The organism is Tindallia texcoconensis, from assembly GCF_055383815.1.
The window spans coordinates 810,911-826,724 of sequence record NZ_AP042431.1 but is presented as its reverse complement, the minus strand read 5'-3'; the positions used below and the strand labels follow the sequence as shown (position 1 = coordinate 826,724).

Below are 15,814 nucleotides of genomic sequence, written 5' to 3'. Positions count from 1 at the left end.
GTGATAGCAAGAAACGCAAGCTTAGGCTTGGGTTAGGGAAGACTTTATATAAGAGTTTGATCCTGGCTCAGGATGAACGCTGGCGGCGTGCCTAACACATGCAAGTCGAGCGGAGTGCTTTTTCGGAAATCTTCGGATGGAAGAAGAAGTTACTTAGCGGCGGACGGGTGAGTAACGCGTGGGCAACCAACCTTGATCAGGGGGACAACATTGGGAAACCAGTGCTAATACCGCATAGCTCTATTGAAAGGCATCTTTTAATAGAGAAAGATTTATCGGATCAAGACGGGCCCGCGTCTGATTAGCTAGTTGGAGAGGTAACGGCTCACCAAGGCGATGATCAGTAGCCGACCTGAGAGGGTGACCGGCCACACTGGAACTGAGACACGGTCCAGACTCCTACGGGAGGCAGCAGTGGGGAATATTGCACAATGGGGGAAACCCTGATGCAGCAACGCCGCGTGAGCGAAGAAGGCCTTCGGGTCGTAAAGCTCTGTCCTATGGGAAGAAGAAGTGACGGTACCATAGGAGGAAGCCCCGGCTAACTACGTGCCAGCAGCCGCGGTAATACGTAGGGGGCAAGCGTTATCCGGAATCACTGGGCGTAAAGGGTGCGTAGGCGGCTAAGTAAGTCAGGGGTGAAAGGCATTGGCTCAACCAATGTAAGCCTTTGAAACTGCTTAGCTTGAGTACAGGAGAGGTAAGTGGAATTCCTAGTGTAGCGGTGAAATGCGTAGATATTAGGAGGAACACCAGTGGCGAAGGCGACTTACTGGACTGTAACTGACGCTGAGGCACGAAAGCGTGGGGAGCGAACAGGATTAGATACCCTGGTAGTCCACGCCGTAAACGATGAGTGCTAGGTGTTGGGGGTCAAACCTCAGTGCCGGAGCTAACGCAATAAGCACTCCGCCTGGGGAGTACGCTCGCAAGAGTGAAACTCAAAGGAATTGACGGGGACCCGCACAAGCAGCGGAGCATGTGGTTTAATTCGAAGCAACGCGAAGAACCTTACCTGAGCTTGACATCCCTCTGACCGGCAAGTAAGATTGCCTTTCCTTCGGGACAGAGGAGACAGGTGGTGCATGGTTGTCGTCAGCTCGTGTCGTGAGATGTTGGGTTAAGTCCCGCAACGAGCGCAACCCCTGTTATTAGTTGCCAGCAAGTTAAGTTGGGCACTCTAATGAGACTGCCGGTGATAAACCGGAGGAAGGTGGGGATGACGTCAAATCATCATGCCCCTTATGTTCAGGGCTACACACGTGCTACAATGGCCGATACAAAGGGCAGCGAAAGAGCAATCTGGAGCGAACCCCATAAAGTCGGTCCCAGTTCGGATTGAGGGCTGCAACTCGCCCCCATGAAGTTGGAGTTGCTAGTAATCGCGAATCAGCATGTCGCGGTGAATGCGTTCCCGGGTCTTGTACACACCGCCCGTCACACCACGGAAGTCGGAAGCACCCGAAGCCAGTTACCGAACCTAACGGACGGAACTGTCGAAGGTGAAGCCGATAACTGGGGTGAAGTCGTAACAAGGTAGCCGTATCGGAAGGTGCGGCTGGATCACCTCCTTTCTAAGGAGTAAAAAAAGGTTTCGAACATCTGCTGTTCAGTTTTGAGAGAGCTTTTTTCTCTTGCATTTATTTATAACATTTGTTCCTTGAAAACTACATGAAACGAAGAAAGCACAGAAAAGCAGTAAAACAGGTCAAGAAAGAAAGAGCAAAGGGCGAATGCCTTGGCACTGGGCGCCGAAGAAGGACGCGGTAAGCGGCGAAACGCTACGGGGAGCTGCAAGCAAGCATTGATCCGTAGATATCCGAATGGGGAAACCCACGTCAGGAGAACCTGGCGTATCCAACCATGAATACATAGTGGTTGGAAGGGAGACCGGGGGAACTGAAACATCTAAGTACCCCGAGGAAGAGAAAGAAACATCGATTCCCCGAGTAGCGGCGAGCGAAACGGGAAGAGCCCAAACCAAATGGTTACGGCCATTTGGGGTTCGGACATTTTCATTAAGTTGAGAAGTAGCGATAGTCGAATCGTCTGGGAAGGCGAGTCAAAGAGGGTAACAATCCCGTAGACGAAATTGCGAACCACAACGAGAATGCTCCAGAGTACCACCGGACACGAGAAACCCGGTGGGAACGCGGGGGGACCACCCCCCAAGGCTAAATACGACCCAGTGACCGATAGCGAATAGTACCGTGAGGGAAAGGTGAAAAGAACCCCGGGAGGGGAGTGAAATAGAACCTGAAACCCTTTGCTTACAAGCTGTGGGAGCATTTTTAACGAATGTGACCGCGTACTTTTTGTAGAACGGGCCAACGAGTTGCGATTGGTAGCAAGGTTAAGCTCTTCAGGAGCGGAGCCGTAGCGAAAGCGAGTCTTAATAGGGCGAATAGTTACCGGTTGCAGACCCGAAACCGTGCGATCTACCCATGGCCAGGTTGAAGCGAGAGTAAAATCTCGTGGAGGACCGAACCAGGTGACGTTGAAAAGTCATTGGATGAGCTGTGGGTAGGGGAGAAATTCCAATCGAGCACGGAAATAGCTGGTTCTCGCCGAAATAGCTTTAGGGCTAGCCTTGGAACAAACCTCGATAGGAGGTAGAGCACTGAATGGTCGCGGGACCTTCACCGGTTACCAACACCTATCAAACTCCGAATGCCTATCGAGAAATCCAGGAGTCAGACTGCGAGTGATAAGATCCGTAGTCGAGAGGGAAACAGCCCAGACCAACAACTAAGGTCCCCAAGTGTATGTTAAGTGGAAAAGGATGTGAGATTGCATAGACAACCAGGATGTTGGCTTAGAAGCAGCCATACATTTAAAGAGTGCGTAATAGCTCACTGGTCCAGGGATCTTGCGCCGAAAATAACCGGGGCTAAAACATACCACCGAAGTTTTGGATGTACTAAGGTACATGGTAGGCGAGCAATGCGTGCGGAGCGAAGTTGGATTGTGAAATCTGGTGGACCGCACACAAGAGAGAATGTTGGCATGAGTAACGAGAGGCAGGTGAGAAACCTGCCCGTCGAAAACCCAAGGTTTCCTGAGGAAGGCTCGTCCGCTCAGGGTAAGTCGGGACCTAAGCCGAGGCCGAAAGGCGTAGGCGATGGATAACAGGTGGAGATTCCTGTACCACCGAGATTCGATTGAGAGAAGTGGGGACACAGGAGGATAGACCGAGCGCGCCGTTGGTTGAGCGCGTCCAAGCAGGTAGGGAGAACCGGTAGGCAAATCCGCTGGTTCAATCCTGAGAAGTGATGGGGAGCGAAATATAAGTAGCGAAGCGGTTGAATCCACACTGTCAAGAAAAGCCACTATCGAGAATCAAGGTGCCCGTACCGCAAACCGACACAGGTGGGTGAGGAGAGAATCCTAAGACGAACGGGAGAACTATTGTTAAGGAACTCGGCAAAATGACCCCGTAACTTCGGGAGAAGGGGTGCCGGGAGAGGTGAATAAAAAACTTTAGGAGCCTCCCCCGGCCGCAGTGAATAGGCCCAAGCGACTGTTTAGCAAAAACACAGGTCTCTGCAAAGTCGAAAGACGAAGTATAGGGGCTGACGCCTGCCCGGTGCTGGAAGGTTAAGGGGAAGAGTTAGGGTAACCGAAGCTCGGAGCCGAAGCCCCAGTAAACGGCGGCCGTAACTATAACGGTCCTAAGGTAGCGAAATTCCTTGTCGGGTAAGTTCCGACCCGCACGAAAGGCGTAACGATTTGGGCACTGTCTCAACAATAGACCCGGTGAAATTGTAATACCAGTGAAGATGCTGGTTACCTGCGACAGGACGGAAAGACCCCGTGGAGCTTTACTGCAGCCTGACATTGGATTTTGGTACGGAACGTACAGAATAGGTGGGAGACTAAGAACCCGGAACGCCAGTTTCGGAGGAGTCGCCTTTGGGATACCACTCTTTTCGTACTGGAATTCTAACCACGAACCGTAACCCGGTTCTGGGACACTGTCAGGCGGGCAGTTTGACTGGGGCGGTCGCCTCCTAAAGAGTAACGGAGGCGCTCAAAGGTTCCCTCAGCACGGTCGGAAATCGTGCGTAGAGTGTAAAGGCACAAGGGAGCTTGAATGCGAGACCTACAAGTCGAGCAAGGACGAAAGTCGGACTTAGTGATCCGGTGGTACCGCGTGGAAGGGCCATCGCTCAACGGATAAAAGCTACCCCGGGGATAACAGGCTTATCTCCCCCAAGAGTCCACATCGACGGGGAGGTTTGGCACCTCGATGTCGGCTCATCACATCCTGGGGCTGAAGTAGGTCCCAAGGGTTGGGCTGTTCGCCCATTAAAGTGGTACGCGAGCTGGGTTCAGAACGTCGTGAGACAGTTCGGTCCCTATCCGTCGCAGGCGTTGGAAATTTGAGAGGATCTGTCCTTAGTACGAGAGGACCGGGATGGACATACCGCTGGTGAACCAGTTGTTCTGCCAAGAGCATCGCTGGGTAGCTACGTATGGCAGGGATAAGTGCTGAAGGCATCTAAGCACGAAGCCCGCCTCAAGATGAGATTTCCCACTCCGTAAGGAGGTAAGACCCCAGAAAGACGATCTGGTTGATAGGCCGGAGGTAGAAGTGCAGCAATGCATGCAGCTGACCGGTACTAATGGTACGAGGACTTGACCTAACCTGTGCAGAACGTTTCATGTAGTTTTGAGGGAACAATAGAAGGCGTGGCCATAGCGAAGGGGAAACACCTGTTTCCATCTCGAACACAGCCGTTAAGCCCTTCAGCGCTGATGGTACCTGGAAGGAGACTTCCCGGGAGAGTAGGTCGCTGCGTCTTCTTACCTTATATAAACAAATGATTATCTGATTTTAGATTACATAGATTCACCAAAACATAATAGGAATAAGAGACGTGATTATAGCGAAGGGGAAACACCTGTTTCCATCTCGAACACAGCCGTTAAGCCCTTCAGCGCTGATGGTACCTGGAAGGAAACTTCCCGGGAGAGTAGGTCGTTGCGTCTCTTTTCTATTTTTTGATTTTTTGAGAAATATTACTAAAAATAGATATATTTCCTCTACTGAAATAGAAGAAAAACATTAGATTCTTGACCCTTGGTTGTGATACAATAAGGATCGGGTAAAATACTCCGCACAGACGGATTTCATCAGGAGGTTTATATGTTTAATATAGTCCAAGGTCTACGTAAAAACAATAAAAGAATACTTGCTATGCTGGCTTCATCCGTATTACTTCTATCTGCTTGCAGCGTGACAGATAAGATTTTATCTCAAGAATCTGGGATCCTTTCAGAGACTGTTAGGGATCTTAACATGGATGAAATACCAATGCACAGAGAGGACTATTTCCTAAATAACACAGTAAGTTGGGAACCCTACAAAGAGTATCGTCAGGCAAGAGGAATTTACGTTACCGGCAACTCTTTAGGGTTAGGGTGGCGATTCCAACAGTTCTTGGAAGAAACAGACAATTCTGTGATCAACGCTTGGGTAGTGGATGTAAAGGATGATCATGGAACATTTACATATAAATCCGATATCCAGTACGTTAATGACTTTCAACAAGATCGGCGGGTTAAAGTAGGAGACTTTCAGCAAGCCATGAATCGGTTGGCTCAGCATGATATTTATCCAATTGCTAGGGTGGTAGCCTTTAAAGATGTTATTGCAGCAACTTCTGGTCCGGATTGGGCTATTATGACCCATGATGGAGAAATATGGCGAGACAACAAGAATGATGCTTGGCTAAATCCCTATGACCGTAGAACCTGGGATTATCTGGTGGATATAGCAAAAGAAGCAGCTACAAAAGGCTTCAAAGAGATCCAATTCGATTATGTGCGTTTTCCCACGGATGGGCCACGAGAGCAGATAGATTATGGTGAAGCCGGAGAACAAGAAACAAAGGCTGAGGCTATTGCAGGGTTTTTAGACTATGCAAGAGAGGAACTGCGGCCATATGGTGTCTATGTATCTGCAGATATTTTTGGATTGGTCCCCATTGTAGAGGATGATATGCGTCTTGGTCAACATCTGGAAACTTTGACTCCTGCCACAGACATTCTTTGTCCTATGGTATATCCATCTCATTACGCTATGGGAACCTTTGGGGTGAGACTACCAGATCTAGACCCATATACCATTATTTATGAAACCATGATTAAAGCCGTTGAACGAATTGAAGCCTTGGAAACAGACAAACCAAAAGCAACACTAAGACCATGGTTACAAGATTTTACAGCAGTATATTTAGGAGCTGGTAATTATCAGCGATATGAAGAAAAACAAATTGAAGAGCAAATTAAAGCCACCTACGATGCTGGTGCTTATGAATGGTTGCTTTGGAATGCTAGCAATAATTACACATGGGAAGCCTTGCGGCAACATCCGGAGAATGCCCCTGAATTTATCCAGTAATTGAAGAAATTTTGTTTAAGACAAACAATATATGGTATAATTAAGATTGCGATAATCTTTTTAAATACCATATATTGTTTTTTTATTGAAAAAATAGGAGGAATAAGATTGAAAATACAAAAAAGAGACGGTAGGTCAACCATCTTTCAGCGCGATAAAATCAGCAATGCCATTCAAAAAGCCATGGCTGAAACAAAGGCTGGAGTAGATTTGAATTTGAGTCAGGAAGTTGCAATACGTGTAGAAGAATCCTTGAAATCTGAGAAAGAGCCAATACATGTTGAAACCATACAAGATTGGGTAGAATTCTACTTGATGGATAGTACGAGAAAAGATGCGGCAAAAACCTATATTCTTTACAGGAACGAACGGAGCAAATCACGTGCCCTTCGATTAGAATCCGACTATCAAATGATAGGGGACTCTTTTGTTAGTCGCTATAAACATATGACAAACCCCATGGAGCAACTAGGTTCTTTTGTGTATTATCGTACCTATTCAAGATGGTTGCAAGAAGAAAATCGTAGAGAATTTTGGTGGGAAACTGTACGAAGAGCAGTGGATTACAACACCTCTTTAGTCCAAACGACTCGAGAGGAAGCTGAAAAACTGTATGATAATGTTTTCAATCTTAAGCAATTTCTGTCAGGAAGGACCTTTTGGGTAGGGAATACAGATGTGGCAAAAAATTATCCCATGTCGAATTATAACTGTGCCTTTATTATTGTAGATTCCTTAAATTCTTTAAAAGAATTATTTTATCTCTTGATGTTAGGTAGTGGAGTGGGTGCTAGGATTCTTTATTCGGATGTAGAATCAATACCGAAAGTAAGATGCGACTATGAGCTAATTCATAAAGACTATATGTCTGTCCCTCCATCCCTTAGAGAAGACAATACCAGTTTGCAATTTATGCACAATAATACGGTGAAAATCACAGTAGGAGATAGTAAGGAAGGTTGGACACAGTCTTTAGATCACTTCTTCCAATTGCTTTCTAATAGCGAGTATAAGAATATTAAGACCATTATTGTTGATTATGATCATGTACGCCCCAAAGGGGAAAAGTTACGAACCTTTGGAGGAACTGCTAGTGGTCATACCAGTTTAAAAAATATGTTTGCTAAAATAGATTACGTTGTGAGAAAAAGAGGATGGACAGAAAGCGAAAATCGAGTGAATCTTCATCCTCTAGATATGCTAGACATTATTAATATTATTGGAGAAAATGTGGTAGTAGGGGGCGTTCGAAGAACGGCAGAAATGGTTATGTTAGATCCGGAAGATCTCGATAGTATCACTGCCAAAGAATCCCTATATCGAAAAATTGACGGTCAATGGATTGTGGATAAAGACCTTATCCATAGACAAATGAGTAATAATTCTATTTATTATCAAGAAAAACCAGATAGAAAAACACTAAACTGGCTAATGAAAAAAATGCGATACTCAGGTGAGCCTGGTTTTATTAATGCGGAGGCAGCGTCCAAAAGGCGAGAAAACTTAAATGGTGTCAATCCTTGCGGTGAAATCCTCCTTGATTCAAGAGGCGTGTGTAACCTCACAACTATTAATGTGTTTGCCTATGTAAAAGAAGATGGCACTTTAGATCGAGAGGGGCTAATGGAGGCACAGCGGTTATCTGTCAGAGCGGGTTATCGTATGACCTGCGTGGAGCTAGAGTTGCCAGGTTGGGACGCTGTACAGCGTAGAGATAAATTAGTGGGTTGCTCCTTAACTGGCTGGCAAGACATGGTGAATGCCTTAGACCTAGAGAAGAAAGATCAAATAGAACTTCTTAAAGAGTTAAAGAGAGTAGCAAGAAAAGCTGCCGACGAATATGCAGATGAAATTGGGGAAAACAGGCCGTTGCTAGTTACTACAGTAAAACCAGAAGGAACATTGAGCCAATTACCAACCGTATCTTCTGGCGTCCACTATTCTCATTCCCCTTATTATATTAGGAGGATTCGAGTTAGTGCTGAAGATCCACTAGTAAAGGTTTGCGAAGAGTTAGGCTATGTAGTACATCCGGAAGTTGGCCAAACAGATGAAAACTGCACAACGAAAGTAGTGGAATTCCCAGTGAAGGCGCCAGAAGGGAAAACAAAATATGATGTCAGTGCCATAGAACAACTGGAAAATTATAAAATGTTTATGAATTATTACGTAGATCACAATTGTTCCATTACCGTTCATGTGAAAGACCATGAATGGGAGGAAGTAGAAGAGTGGATGTGGAATAATTGGGATGAAGTGGTAGCAGTAAGTTTTCTTTCTTTAAGCGAGAGTTTTTATCAACTGATGCCATATGAGAGTATTAATAAACAGCAATACGAAGAAAAAGCTTCTCAAATGAAACCGTTTATCGCATCCCTGCTCAATAAGTATGAAAACCCTGGTTTTATGCAGGATATTGGGGATGAGAGTTGTGAAAATGGTGTTTGTCCTATTCGATAAGAGATGTAAAAAACAAAGCCCTTTTATTGGGCTTTGTTTTTTCTTTTAGATAAGGAAAGCTTAGGTTCAAAAGAGAAATATCTAGGAATCGGAAAAATATTTAAACAAAAAGAAGGAGTTTGAATATTCGCATCGAATATGTTACTGTTAGAAATAATGCTACTAGACGGGAGGAAATGACGATGAAAGTTTATGAAGCTGAAAAAATCAGAAACATAGCATTGTTGGGGCATGGTGGAAGTGGTAAAACTACCCTGACAGAAGCAGCGTTGTATTCCGCAGGTGTTTCAAAAAGAATAGGGAAAGTGGAGGATGGAAATACCTATTCTGACTTTGATAAAGAAGAAATAAATCGAAAAACGTCTATTAATACTTCGGTTCTTCCAGTAGAATGGAATGGCTATAAAGTGAATTTTATTGATACTCCAGGATATTTTGATTTTATTGGTGAAGTCCAAGGAGCTATGAAAGCAGCTGGAGGCGTGGTTATTCTTATTGATGCGACCAGTGGCATTGTTGTAGGGACGGAAAAAGCCTGGAATTTTGCAGCTGCAAAACGAATTCCCACCTTTATCGCTGTCAATAAAATGGATCGGGAAAATGTAGACTATGATAAAATAATTGCAGATTTGCGAGAAAAATACGGCAAACGCATTGCACCATTTCAGATTCCAGTAGGAGCCGAAGAAAACTTTATTGGGAATGTAAACGTTGTCAAAATGATGGCCCGAGAATATGATGGAGCAACGTGCAAAGAAGTACCCATTCCTGAAGAGTATAAGGATCAGGCAGCTGAAATGCGAGAGTTGTTAATGGAATCAGTAGCTGAAAGTGATGAAGCACTGCTGGAGAAATATTTTGAAGGGGTAGCATTTACAGAAGAAGAAATTCAAGCAGGACTCAGAAAAGGAGTACTTTCTGGAGAGGTAATACCTGTGGTATGCGCATCTTTTGCTAAAAATGTTGGGGTTCATACATTGATGGATATGCTTTGCGATTTTTCACCTTCACCGCAAGATATGCCGCCTAAAACCGGCATTAATCCCCAAGATAATGCGGAGGTTGAGCGTACACTAGATCCGAAGGAACCTTTTTCTGCACAAATTTTTAAAACCATTGCAGATCCATTTATTGGAAAAATATCTATTATGAAAGTGATATCAGGTTCACTGAAAGCAGATGCAGAAGTGTTGAATAGCAATAAGGGTGAAAAAGAGAAAATTGGGTCTTTGTTTTTTCTGAGAGGCAAGCATCAAGAAGAAACAAAGGAAGTCATGGCGGGAGATATTGCAGCTGTGGCTAAACTACAACACACTAAAACTGGGGATACCCTTTGCAGTAATTCAGATCCAGTTCGCTACAGTGAAATCGAATTTATGGAGCCACAATTGTACCAGGCTATTGAGCCTAAAAGTCGTGGCGATGAAGAAAAAATTAGCTCCGGTTTAACAAAGCTTTCGGAAGAAGATCCATCCTTTACGTTTTCAAGAAATGCAGAAACAAAACAAACTTTAATACGTGGACAGGGAGAGCTGCACATAAAAGTGATCACCAGCAAACTAAAAGCAAAATATGGAGTGGAAGTAGAACTAAAGGACCCCATTGTCCCATATCGAGAAACCATTAAAGGCAAATCAGATGTTCAAGGGAAGCACAAGAAACAATCCGGAGGCAGAGGTCAGTACGGGGATGTTAAAATGCGATTTGAACCAAGTTCTGAAACCTTTGAGTTTGAAGAAGTTATTTTTGGCGGATCGGTTCCAAAAGCATATATTCCAGCAGTTGAAAAAGGATTACTTGAGGCTAAAGAAGTAGGCATTTTAGCAGGATATCCAGTAGTTAATATTAAAGCAACATTGTATGATGGTTCCTATCATGATGTGGATTCATCGGAAATGGCCTTTAAGATTGCTGCCTCACAGGCCTTTAAAAAAGGATTGGAAGAAGCGAATCCAGTCTTATTGGAACCCATAGCAAAAGTAGAAGTAAGGGTGCCAGAAGAGAATATGGGAGACATTATGGGAGATTTAAACAAACGAAGAGGACGCATACTTGGGATGGACCCGCAGGATGATGGGTATCAAAAGGTAACAGCTGAAGCGCCACAGTCTGAAATGTTTAAATATGCCATAGACCTAAGATCAATGACCCAGGCAAGAGGAGATTTCACAATGGCCTTTGAGCGATATGAAGAAGTGCCTCAGGCTATAAGTGATAAAGTCATTGAATTAGCGAAAGCGGCTAAAGAACAAAAAAATTCATAAACCACCAGAGACCTCCTGAAAAAGGAGGTCTTTTAAATAAAAAAGAAAAAACTAATGCTGGTCTTCAGGGCACAATCCTGCAAGCCCTTGGTTGGGAAACGGAGCTAGGCATACTTGACTTGATAGAGAGGACCTATTATAATTAAAGTCAAAGAAAGTCGATTAACCGAAGGGTATGGGGGGATATGATGGCCAGTATCAGTGATGTAATTGAAAAATTTTTCAAAGAATTATTAGAAGAAAACCAAGGGAGAACCATTCAGATACAGAGAAATGAAGTAGCAAAGCATTTTGATTGTTCGCCTTCTCAAATCAATTATGTACTGATGACGAGATTTAATGTGCAACATGGGTATTATATAGAAAGCCAGAGAGGTGGCGGTGGGTTTATTAAAATCACCATGCTTCAAGCCGATAACAGTCTACCAGCTCACCGTGTACTTCTAAAAGAAATTGGCGAAGAAATTACAAAAACACAGGGAAATCGCATCGTAAATGCCCTACAGGAGCAACAGTATATTTCTAGCCGAGAAGCCTCTATTATGAAAGCAGCTCTGGATGAAAATGCACTACTATCACCCTTAAATAATAGAGAACAGCTTAGAGCACAAATTCTAAAAGGAATGATTTTAGCTTTATTTCATCATTGACAAAAAAGGAGGATCGCCATGCTGTGTGATCATTGTAAACAGCGTAAAGCAACGGTCCACATAAAAGAAAATTTCAACGGCCATCTTAGTGAGCGTTATTTTTGTGAGGACTGCGCAGAAGAAAAAAAAAGTGCTAGTGCTTTGTTTTCCTTTACTGTACATGACTTAGTATCCAGTTACCTAGATCAAGATGTATGGGTAGATGCTCATGGAACAAAGCTTGGAGAAAAAGCCTGTTCTCATTGTGGGCAAACCTATTTGCAATATAAAAAAACTGGTTTAATGGGTTGCGGGAAATGTTACATGGAATTTCGACCCATGATGATACCTCTCATCCGAAGGATTCAGGGAAGTAGTCAGCATATTGGTAAGCTTCCTAAAAAAGAAGAACGTATCCAACGATTTAAAAAACAAACTAAACATCTTCGATCTATGCTGAAAGAGGCCATTGATACAGAAGAATATGAAAAAGCAGCTGAAATAAGGGATCAAATTAAAGGTTTTGAACAAAAGTTAATGTCCTTGAAGGAGGGAAAAAAGTGAGCCAGTCTACCTTAGCTGGAATAGACCATGGCGATATTGTCATGAGCAGCAGAGTGCGTATAGCTAGAAATCTGGATTCTTTTGTTTTCCCACATATCATCAGCGAGCAAGAGGCCCGTCAGGTATCAGAGCAAGTTAGAAATGCCCTTGAAAAAGAAAACTCTTACTATAAAAATAGATTTCATTCTGTTCGGATGAAAGAGATAGATGAGATTCATCGTCAGGTACTTGTTGAAGAACATGGTATAAGTCCGTCTTTGGCCGCTAATGTAAACAAGGGTGAAGTCATGATGGATAAAAAAAGTGGCTGTAGTATCATGATTCATGAGGAAGATCACCTTCGGATACAATGCTTTCGGAAGGGATTATATCCAGACTCTGCCTTTAAGCAAACACATGCCTTAGAGAAATGGATGGGGAAAAACCTATCCTTTGCCTATGACGAAAATTTAGGTTTTTTAACAGCGTGCCCAACCAATGTTGGTACTGGTATGCGTGTCTCTGTCATGCTTCACTTACCTGCGTTAACTATCCTGGGACAGTTAGATGGTTTGGTGAAAGCGGCTGGGCAACTGGGCTTTGTGATTCGAGGGGTGTTTGGGGAAGGAACAGCTTATCTAGGGAATTTATGCCAAATTTCCAATCAAATAACCCTTGGTGTCAAAGAGGAAGAGATCATTGGCAATTTAGAAGATATGACGAAACAAGTAATCTTAAAAGAACAAAATGCACGAAAATACCTGATGGATCAACGCACAATCCAACTGGAAGATCGAGTGTTTCGCTCACTGGGAACATTAAAACATGCACGTTTAATGGGGATAAAAGAAGCCATGGATCTCCTTTCAAATCTTATTTTAGGAGCTTCACTAGGCATCCATTCCGACTATTCCTTAACCCTCTTACATGGTTTAATAGAACAAATTCAACCTGCTAGACTACAGAAAGAGGCAGGAAAACGGTTAACAGAAGCAGAAAGTGATGGAAAGAGGGCAGAAAAGATCGGGTTGGTATTGAGACAAGGAGGAAATAGTCATGTCTATGAATGAACGATTTACGGAAAGGGCACAAAAAGTAATTCTGATTTCTCAAGAATATGCACAGCAGTTTGGTCATAATTATGTTGGGACAGAACATTTACTATTGGGCTTACTGCATGAAGGAGAGGGGATTGCAGCAGAGGCTATGAAAAAACTAGGCATGGATCTACCTGCTCTAAAAGAACGAGTGATGCGGGTGGCGGGAGCAGGCCAACAAAAAGCCCAACTACTGGGGTTTACGCCTAGAACAAAACGCATATTCGAACTCAGTTTTGCTGAAGCCAGGGGATTAGGACATAGTTATATTGGCACAGAGCATCTTTTGCTAGGGTTGATTCGAGAAGGGGAAGGCGTAGGCGCAAAGATCCTTTCTGAAATGGGAAGCACACCAGAAAAAACCAGAGAAGAAGTATTGAAACTTTTAAATACCAGCCATGGAACCGATTCTCCAAAAGAAGCAATGGCTACGAAAAAAAAGGAAAAGAGTATGTTGGAACAATATAGTCGTAATCTTAATCGGATGGCAAGAGAAGAAAAAATGGATCCAGTCATCGGGAGAGAAAAAGAAATTCAGCGGGTGATACAAATTCTGAGTCGTAGAACGAAGAATAACCCTTGTGTCATCGGAGAAACTGGTGTCGGAAAAACCGCAATAGCAGAAGGCTTGGCCCAGAAAATTATTGCTGGGGATGTGCCGCGAAATTTAAAAGAAAAACAAATTGTCACATTAGATTTAGCGGGGATGGTGGCAGGAGCAAAATATAGAGGAGAATTTGAAGAAAGATTAAAAAAGGTAATGGAAGAGCTTAGAGGGAATAATAAAATCATACTGTTTATTGACGAAATACACACCATTATTGGTGCTGGAGCGGCTGAAGGCGCCATTGATGCTTCAAACATCCTAAAACCAGCACTGGCTAGGGGTGAAATGCAGGCCATTGGAGCCACGACTATAGATGAGTATAAAAAACATATAGAGAAAGATGCGGCTTTGGAACGCCGGTTTATGCCGATTATCATTGAAGAACCAACTATTTTAGATGCAATAAAAATTTTAGAAGGACTACGAGACCGATATGAAGCTCATCATAGGGTGAAAATAACAGATGAAGCCCTTGATGCCTCTGTTAAACTTTCTCATCGATATATCTCCGATCGGTTCTTGCCAGATAAAGCCATTGACCTTATAGACGAAGCAGCTTCCAAAGTAAGGCTTCAAACAATAACAGAACCTCCAGATTTGAAAGAAATGGAGGAAGAAATGCAAAACTTGCTTAAAGAAAAAGAGGAAGCCATTAGTGTTCAGAACTTTGAGCGGGCAGCAGTGCTCCGAGATAAAGAAAAAGAAGTACAGCAAATTCTGGATCAAGAAAAGAAAGAGTGGTATCAGTTAAAAGAAGGGAAAAAACCGATTGTCAGCGAAGAGGACATTGCAGATATCGTGTCTGATTGGACAGGGATACCTGTGCGAAAACTCCAGGAAGATGAATCACAACGATTGCTGAACATGGAGTCTCTTTTGCACGAGAGAGTCATAGGACAACAAGAAGCCATAGAATCTGTTTCGAAAGCCATTAGAAGAGCCCGGGTAGGGCTGAAAGATCCTAAAAAGCCCATTGGTTCCTTTGTTTTTTTAGGCCCTACTGGTGTTGGTAAAACAGAACTTTCCAGAGCTTTGGCAGAGACTATTTTTGGAGAAGAAACTGCAATGATTCGGATAGATATGTCCGAATATATGGAGAAACATACGGTATCTAAATTAATAGGATCCCCACCAGGGTACGTAGGCTATGAGGAAGGAGGACAACTGACAGAGAAAGTCAGAAGAAAACCTTACTCGGTTATTCTTTTCGATGAAATCGAAAAAGCACATCCTGATGTGTTCAATACGTTGTTGCAGATTTTGGAAGATGGAAGATTAACGGATGGAAGAGGCCGACTGGTGAACTTTAAAAATACTATTATTATCATGACCTCCAATGTGGGAGCTCATAATATCAAAAAGCAAAAAACCCTAGGATTTACATCTGGTATAGAGCAAGGTAAGAAAAATGATTATGAGAAAATGAAAGAAAACATTATGGAAGACTTAAAAAACACCTTCAGACCAGAGTTTTTAAATCGAATTGATGACATCATTGTTTTCCATAGCCTTGACGAAAAAGATGTTGCACATATTGTAGAACTCATGGTAGCGGAATTGTCTGATAGATTGAAAGAACTAGAGATATCCATGGAGTTAACTCAAGAGGCTAAGCGATACATCGGTCAGGAAGGATTTGATCCAGAATATGGAGCTAGGCCGCTAAAACGTACGATCCAGAAAATGTTGGAAGATCGGATTACAGAAGAAATACTAGCTGGAAAAGTAAAGAAAGGACAGAAAATACGAGTAGACTTTACGGAGGATAGCCTTAGTATTACAACGGAAGTCTTATCTACTTCGTAAAA

The 15,814-nt window shown here is 43.4% G+C and carries 7 protein-coding genes and 4 rRNA genes; all 11 read left to right on the top strand.

Annotated features, from left to right (window positions below):
• Positions 1-44 precede the first annotated feature (44 nt).
• Positions 45-1,574: ribosomal RNA gene (locus tag ACZ47N_RS03965) — 16S ribosomal RNA — on the top strand.
• A gap of 132 nt (positions 1,575-1,706) precedes the next feature.
• Positions 1,707-4,646 (top strand): 23S ribosomal RNA (locus tag ACZ47N_RS03960).
• Between the two features lie 42 nt (positions 4,647-4,688).
• A 5S ribosomal RNA gene (gene rrf / locus ACZ47N_RS03955) occupies positions 4,689-4,805 on the top strand.
• A gap of 71 nt (positions 4,806-4,876) precedes the next feature.
• Positions 4,877-4,993 (top strand): 5S ribosomal RNA (gene rrf / locus ACZ47N_RS03950).
• The 16S, 23S and 5S rRNA genes sit together here, the layout of an rRNA operon.
• A 156-nt stretch (positions 4,994-5,149) precedes the next feature.
• The gene (locus tag ACZ47N_RS03945) at positions 5,150-6,406 is read left to right on the top strand and encodes a putative glycoside hydrolase (RefSeq protein WP_464887837.1); all 1,257 of its coding nucleotides are present in this window, start codon (positions 5,150-5,152) and stop codon (positions 6,404-6,406) included.
• A gap of 108 nt (positions 6,407-6,514) precedes the next feature.
• The gene (nrdJ, locus tag ACZ47N_RS03940; RefSeq protein WP_464887836.1) at positions 6,515-8,866 is read left to right on the top strand and encodes a ribonucleoside-triphosphate reductase, adenosylcobalamin-dependent; all 2,352 of its coding nucleotides are present in this window, start codon (positions 6,515-6,517) and stop codon (positions 8,864-8,866) included.
• 182 nt (positions 8,867-9,048) lie between these two features.
• Positions 9,049-11,130, top strand: coding sequence for an elongation factor G (gene fusA / locus ACZ47N_RS03935; RefSeq protein WP_464887835.1), 2,082 nt, complete (start codon positions 9,049-9,051; stop codon positions 11,128-11,130).
• A gap of 188 nt (positions 11,131-11,318) precedes the next feature.
• Positions 11,319-11,780 carry a CtsR family transcriptional regulator gene (locus tag ACZ47N_RS03930; RefSeq protein WP_464887834.1) on the top strand — a complete coding sequence of 154 codons (462 nt, stop codon included), beginning with the start codon at positions 11,319-11,321 and terminating at the stop codon, positions 11,778-11,780.
• An 18-nt stretch (positions 11,781-11,798) separates the two neighbouring features.
• Complete coding sequence (locus tag ACZ47N_RS03925) at positions 11,799-12,323, top strand: UvrB/UvrC motif-containing protein (RefSeq protein ID WP_464887833.1); 525 nt, start codon at positions 11,799-11,801, stop codon at positions 12,321-12,323.
• Positions 12,320-13,372, top strand: a complete 1,053-nt coding sequence (locus ACZ47N_RS03920) for a protein arginine kinase (RefSeq protein ID WP_464887832.1) — start codon at positions 12,320-12,322, stop codon at positions 13,370-13,372. Before ACZ47N_RS03925 ends, ACZ47N_RS03920 begins: the two co-directional genes overlap by 4 nt.
• Complete coding sequence (locus tag ACZ47N_RS03915; RefSeq protein WP_464887831.1) at positions 13,359-15,812, top strand: ATP-dependent Clp protease ATP-binding subunit; 2,454 nt, start codon at positions 13,359-13,361, stop codon at positions 15,810-15,812. The genes ACZ47N_RS03920 and ACZ47N_RS03915 overlap by 14 nt, the downstream gene beginning before the upstream one ends.
• Positions 15,813-15,814: the final 2 nt, after the last annotated feature.

Coding starts and splice junctions, on each gene's coding strand:
- ACZ47N_RS03945 (WP_464887837.1), top strand. CDS start 5,150: ATGTTTAATATAGTCCAAGGTCTACGTAAAAACAATAAAAGAATACTT.
- fusA (WP_464887835.1), top strand. CDS start 9,049: ATGAAAGTTTATGAAGCTGAAAAAATCAGAAACATAGCATTGTTGGGG.
- ACZ47N_RS03930 (WP_464887834.1), top strand. CDS start 11,319: ATGGCCAGTATCAGTGATGTAATTGAAAAATTTTTCAAAGAATTATTA.
- ACZ47N_RS03925 (WP_464887833.1), top strand. CDS start 11,799: ATGCTGTGTGATCATTGTAAACAGCGTAAAGCAACGGTCCACATAAAA.
- ACZ47N_RS03915 (WP_464887831.1), top strand. CDS start 13,359: ATGTCTATGAATGAACGATTTACGGAAAGGGCACAAAAAGTAATTCTG.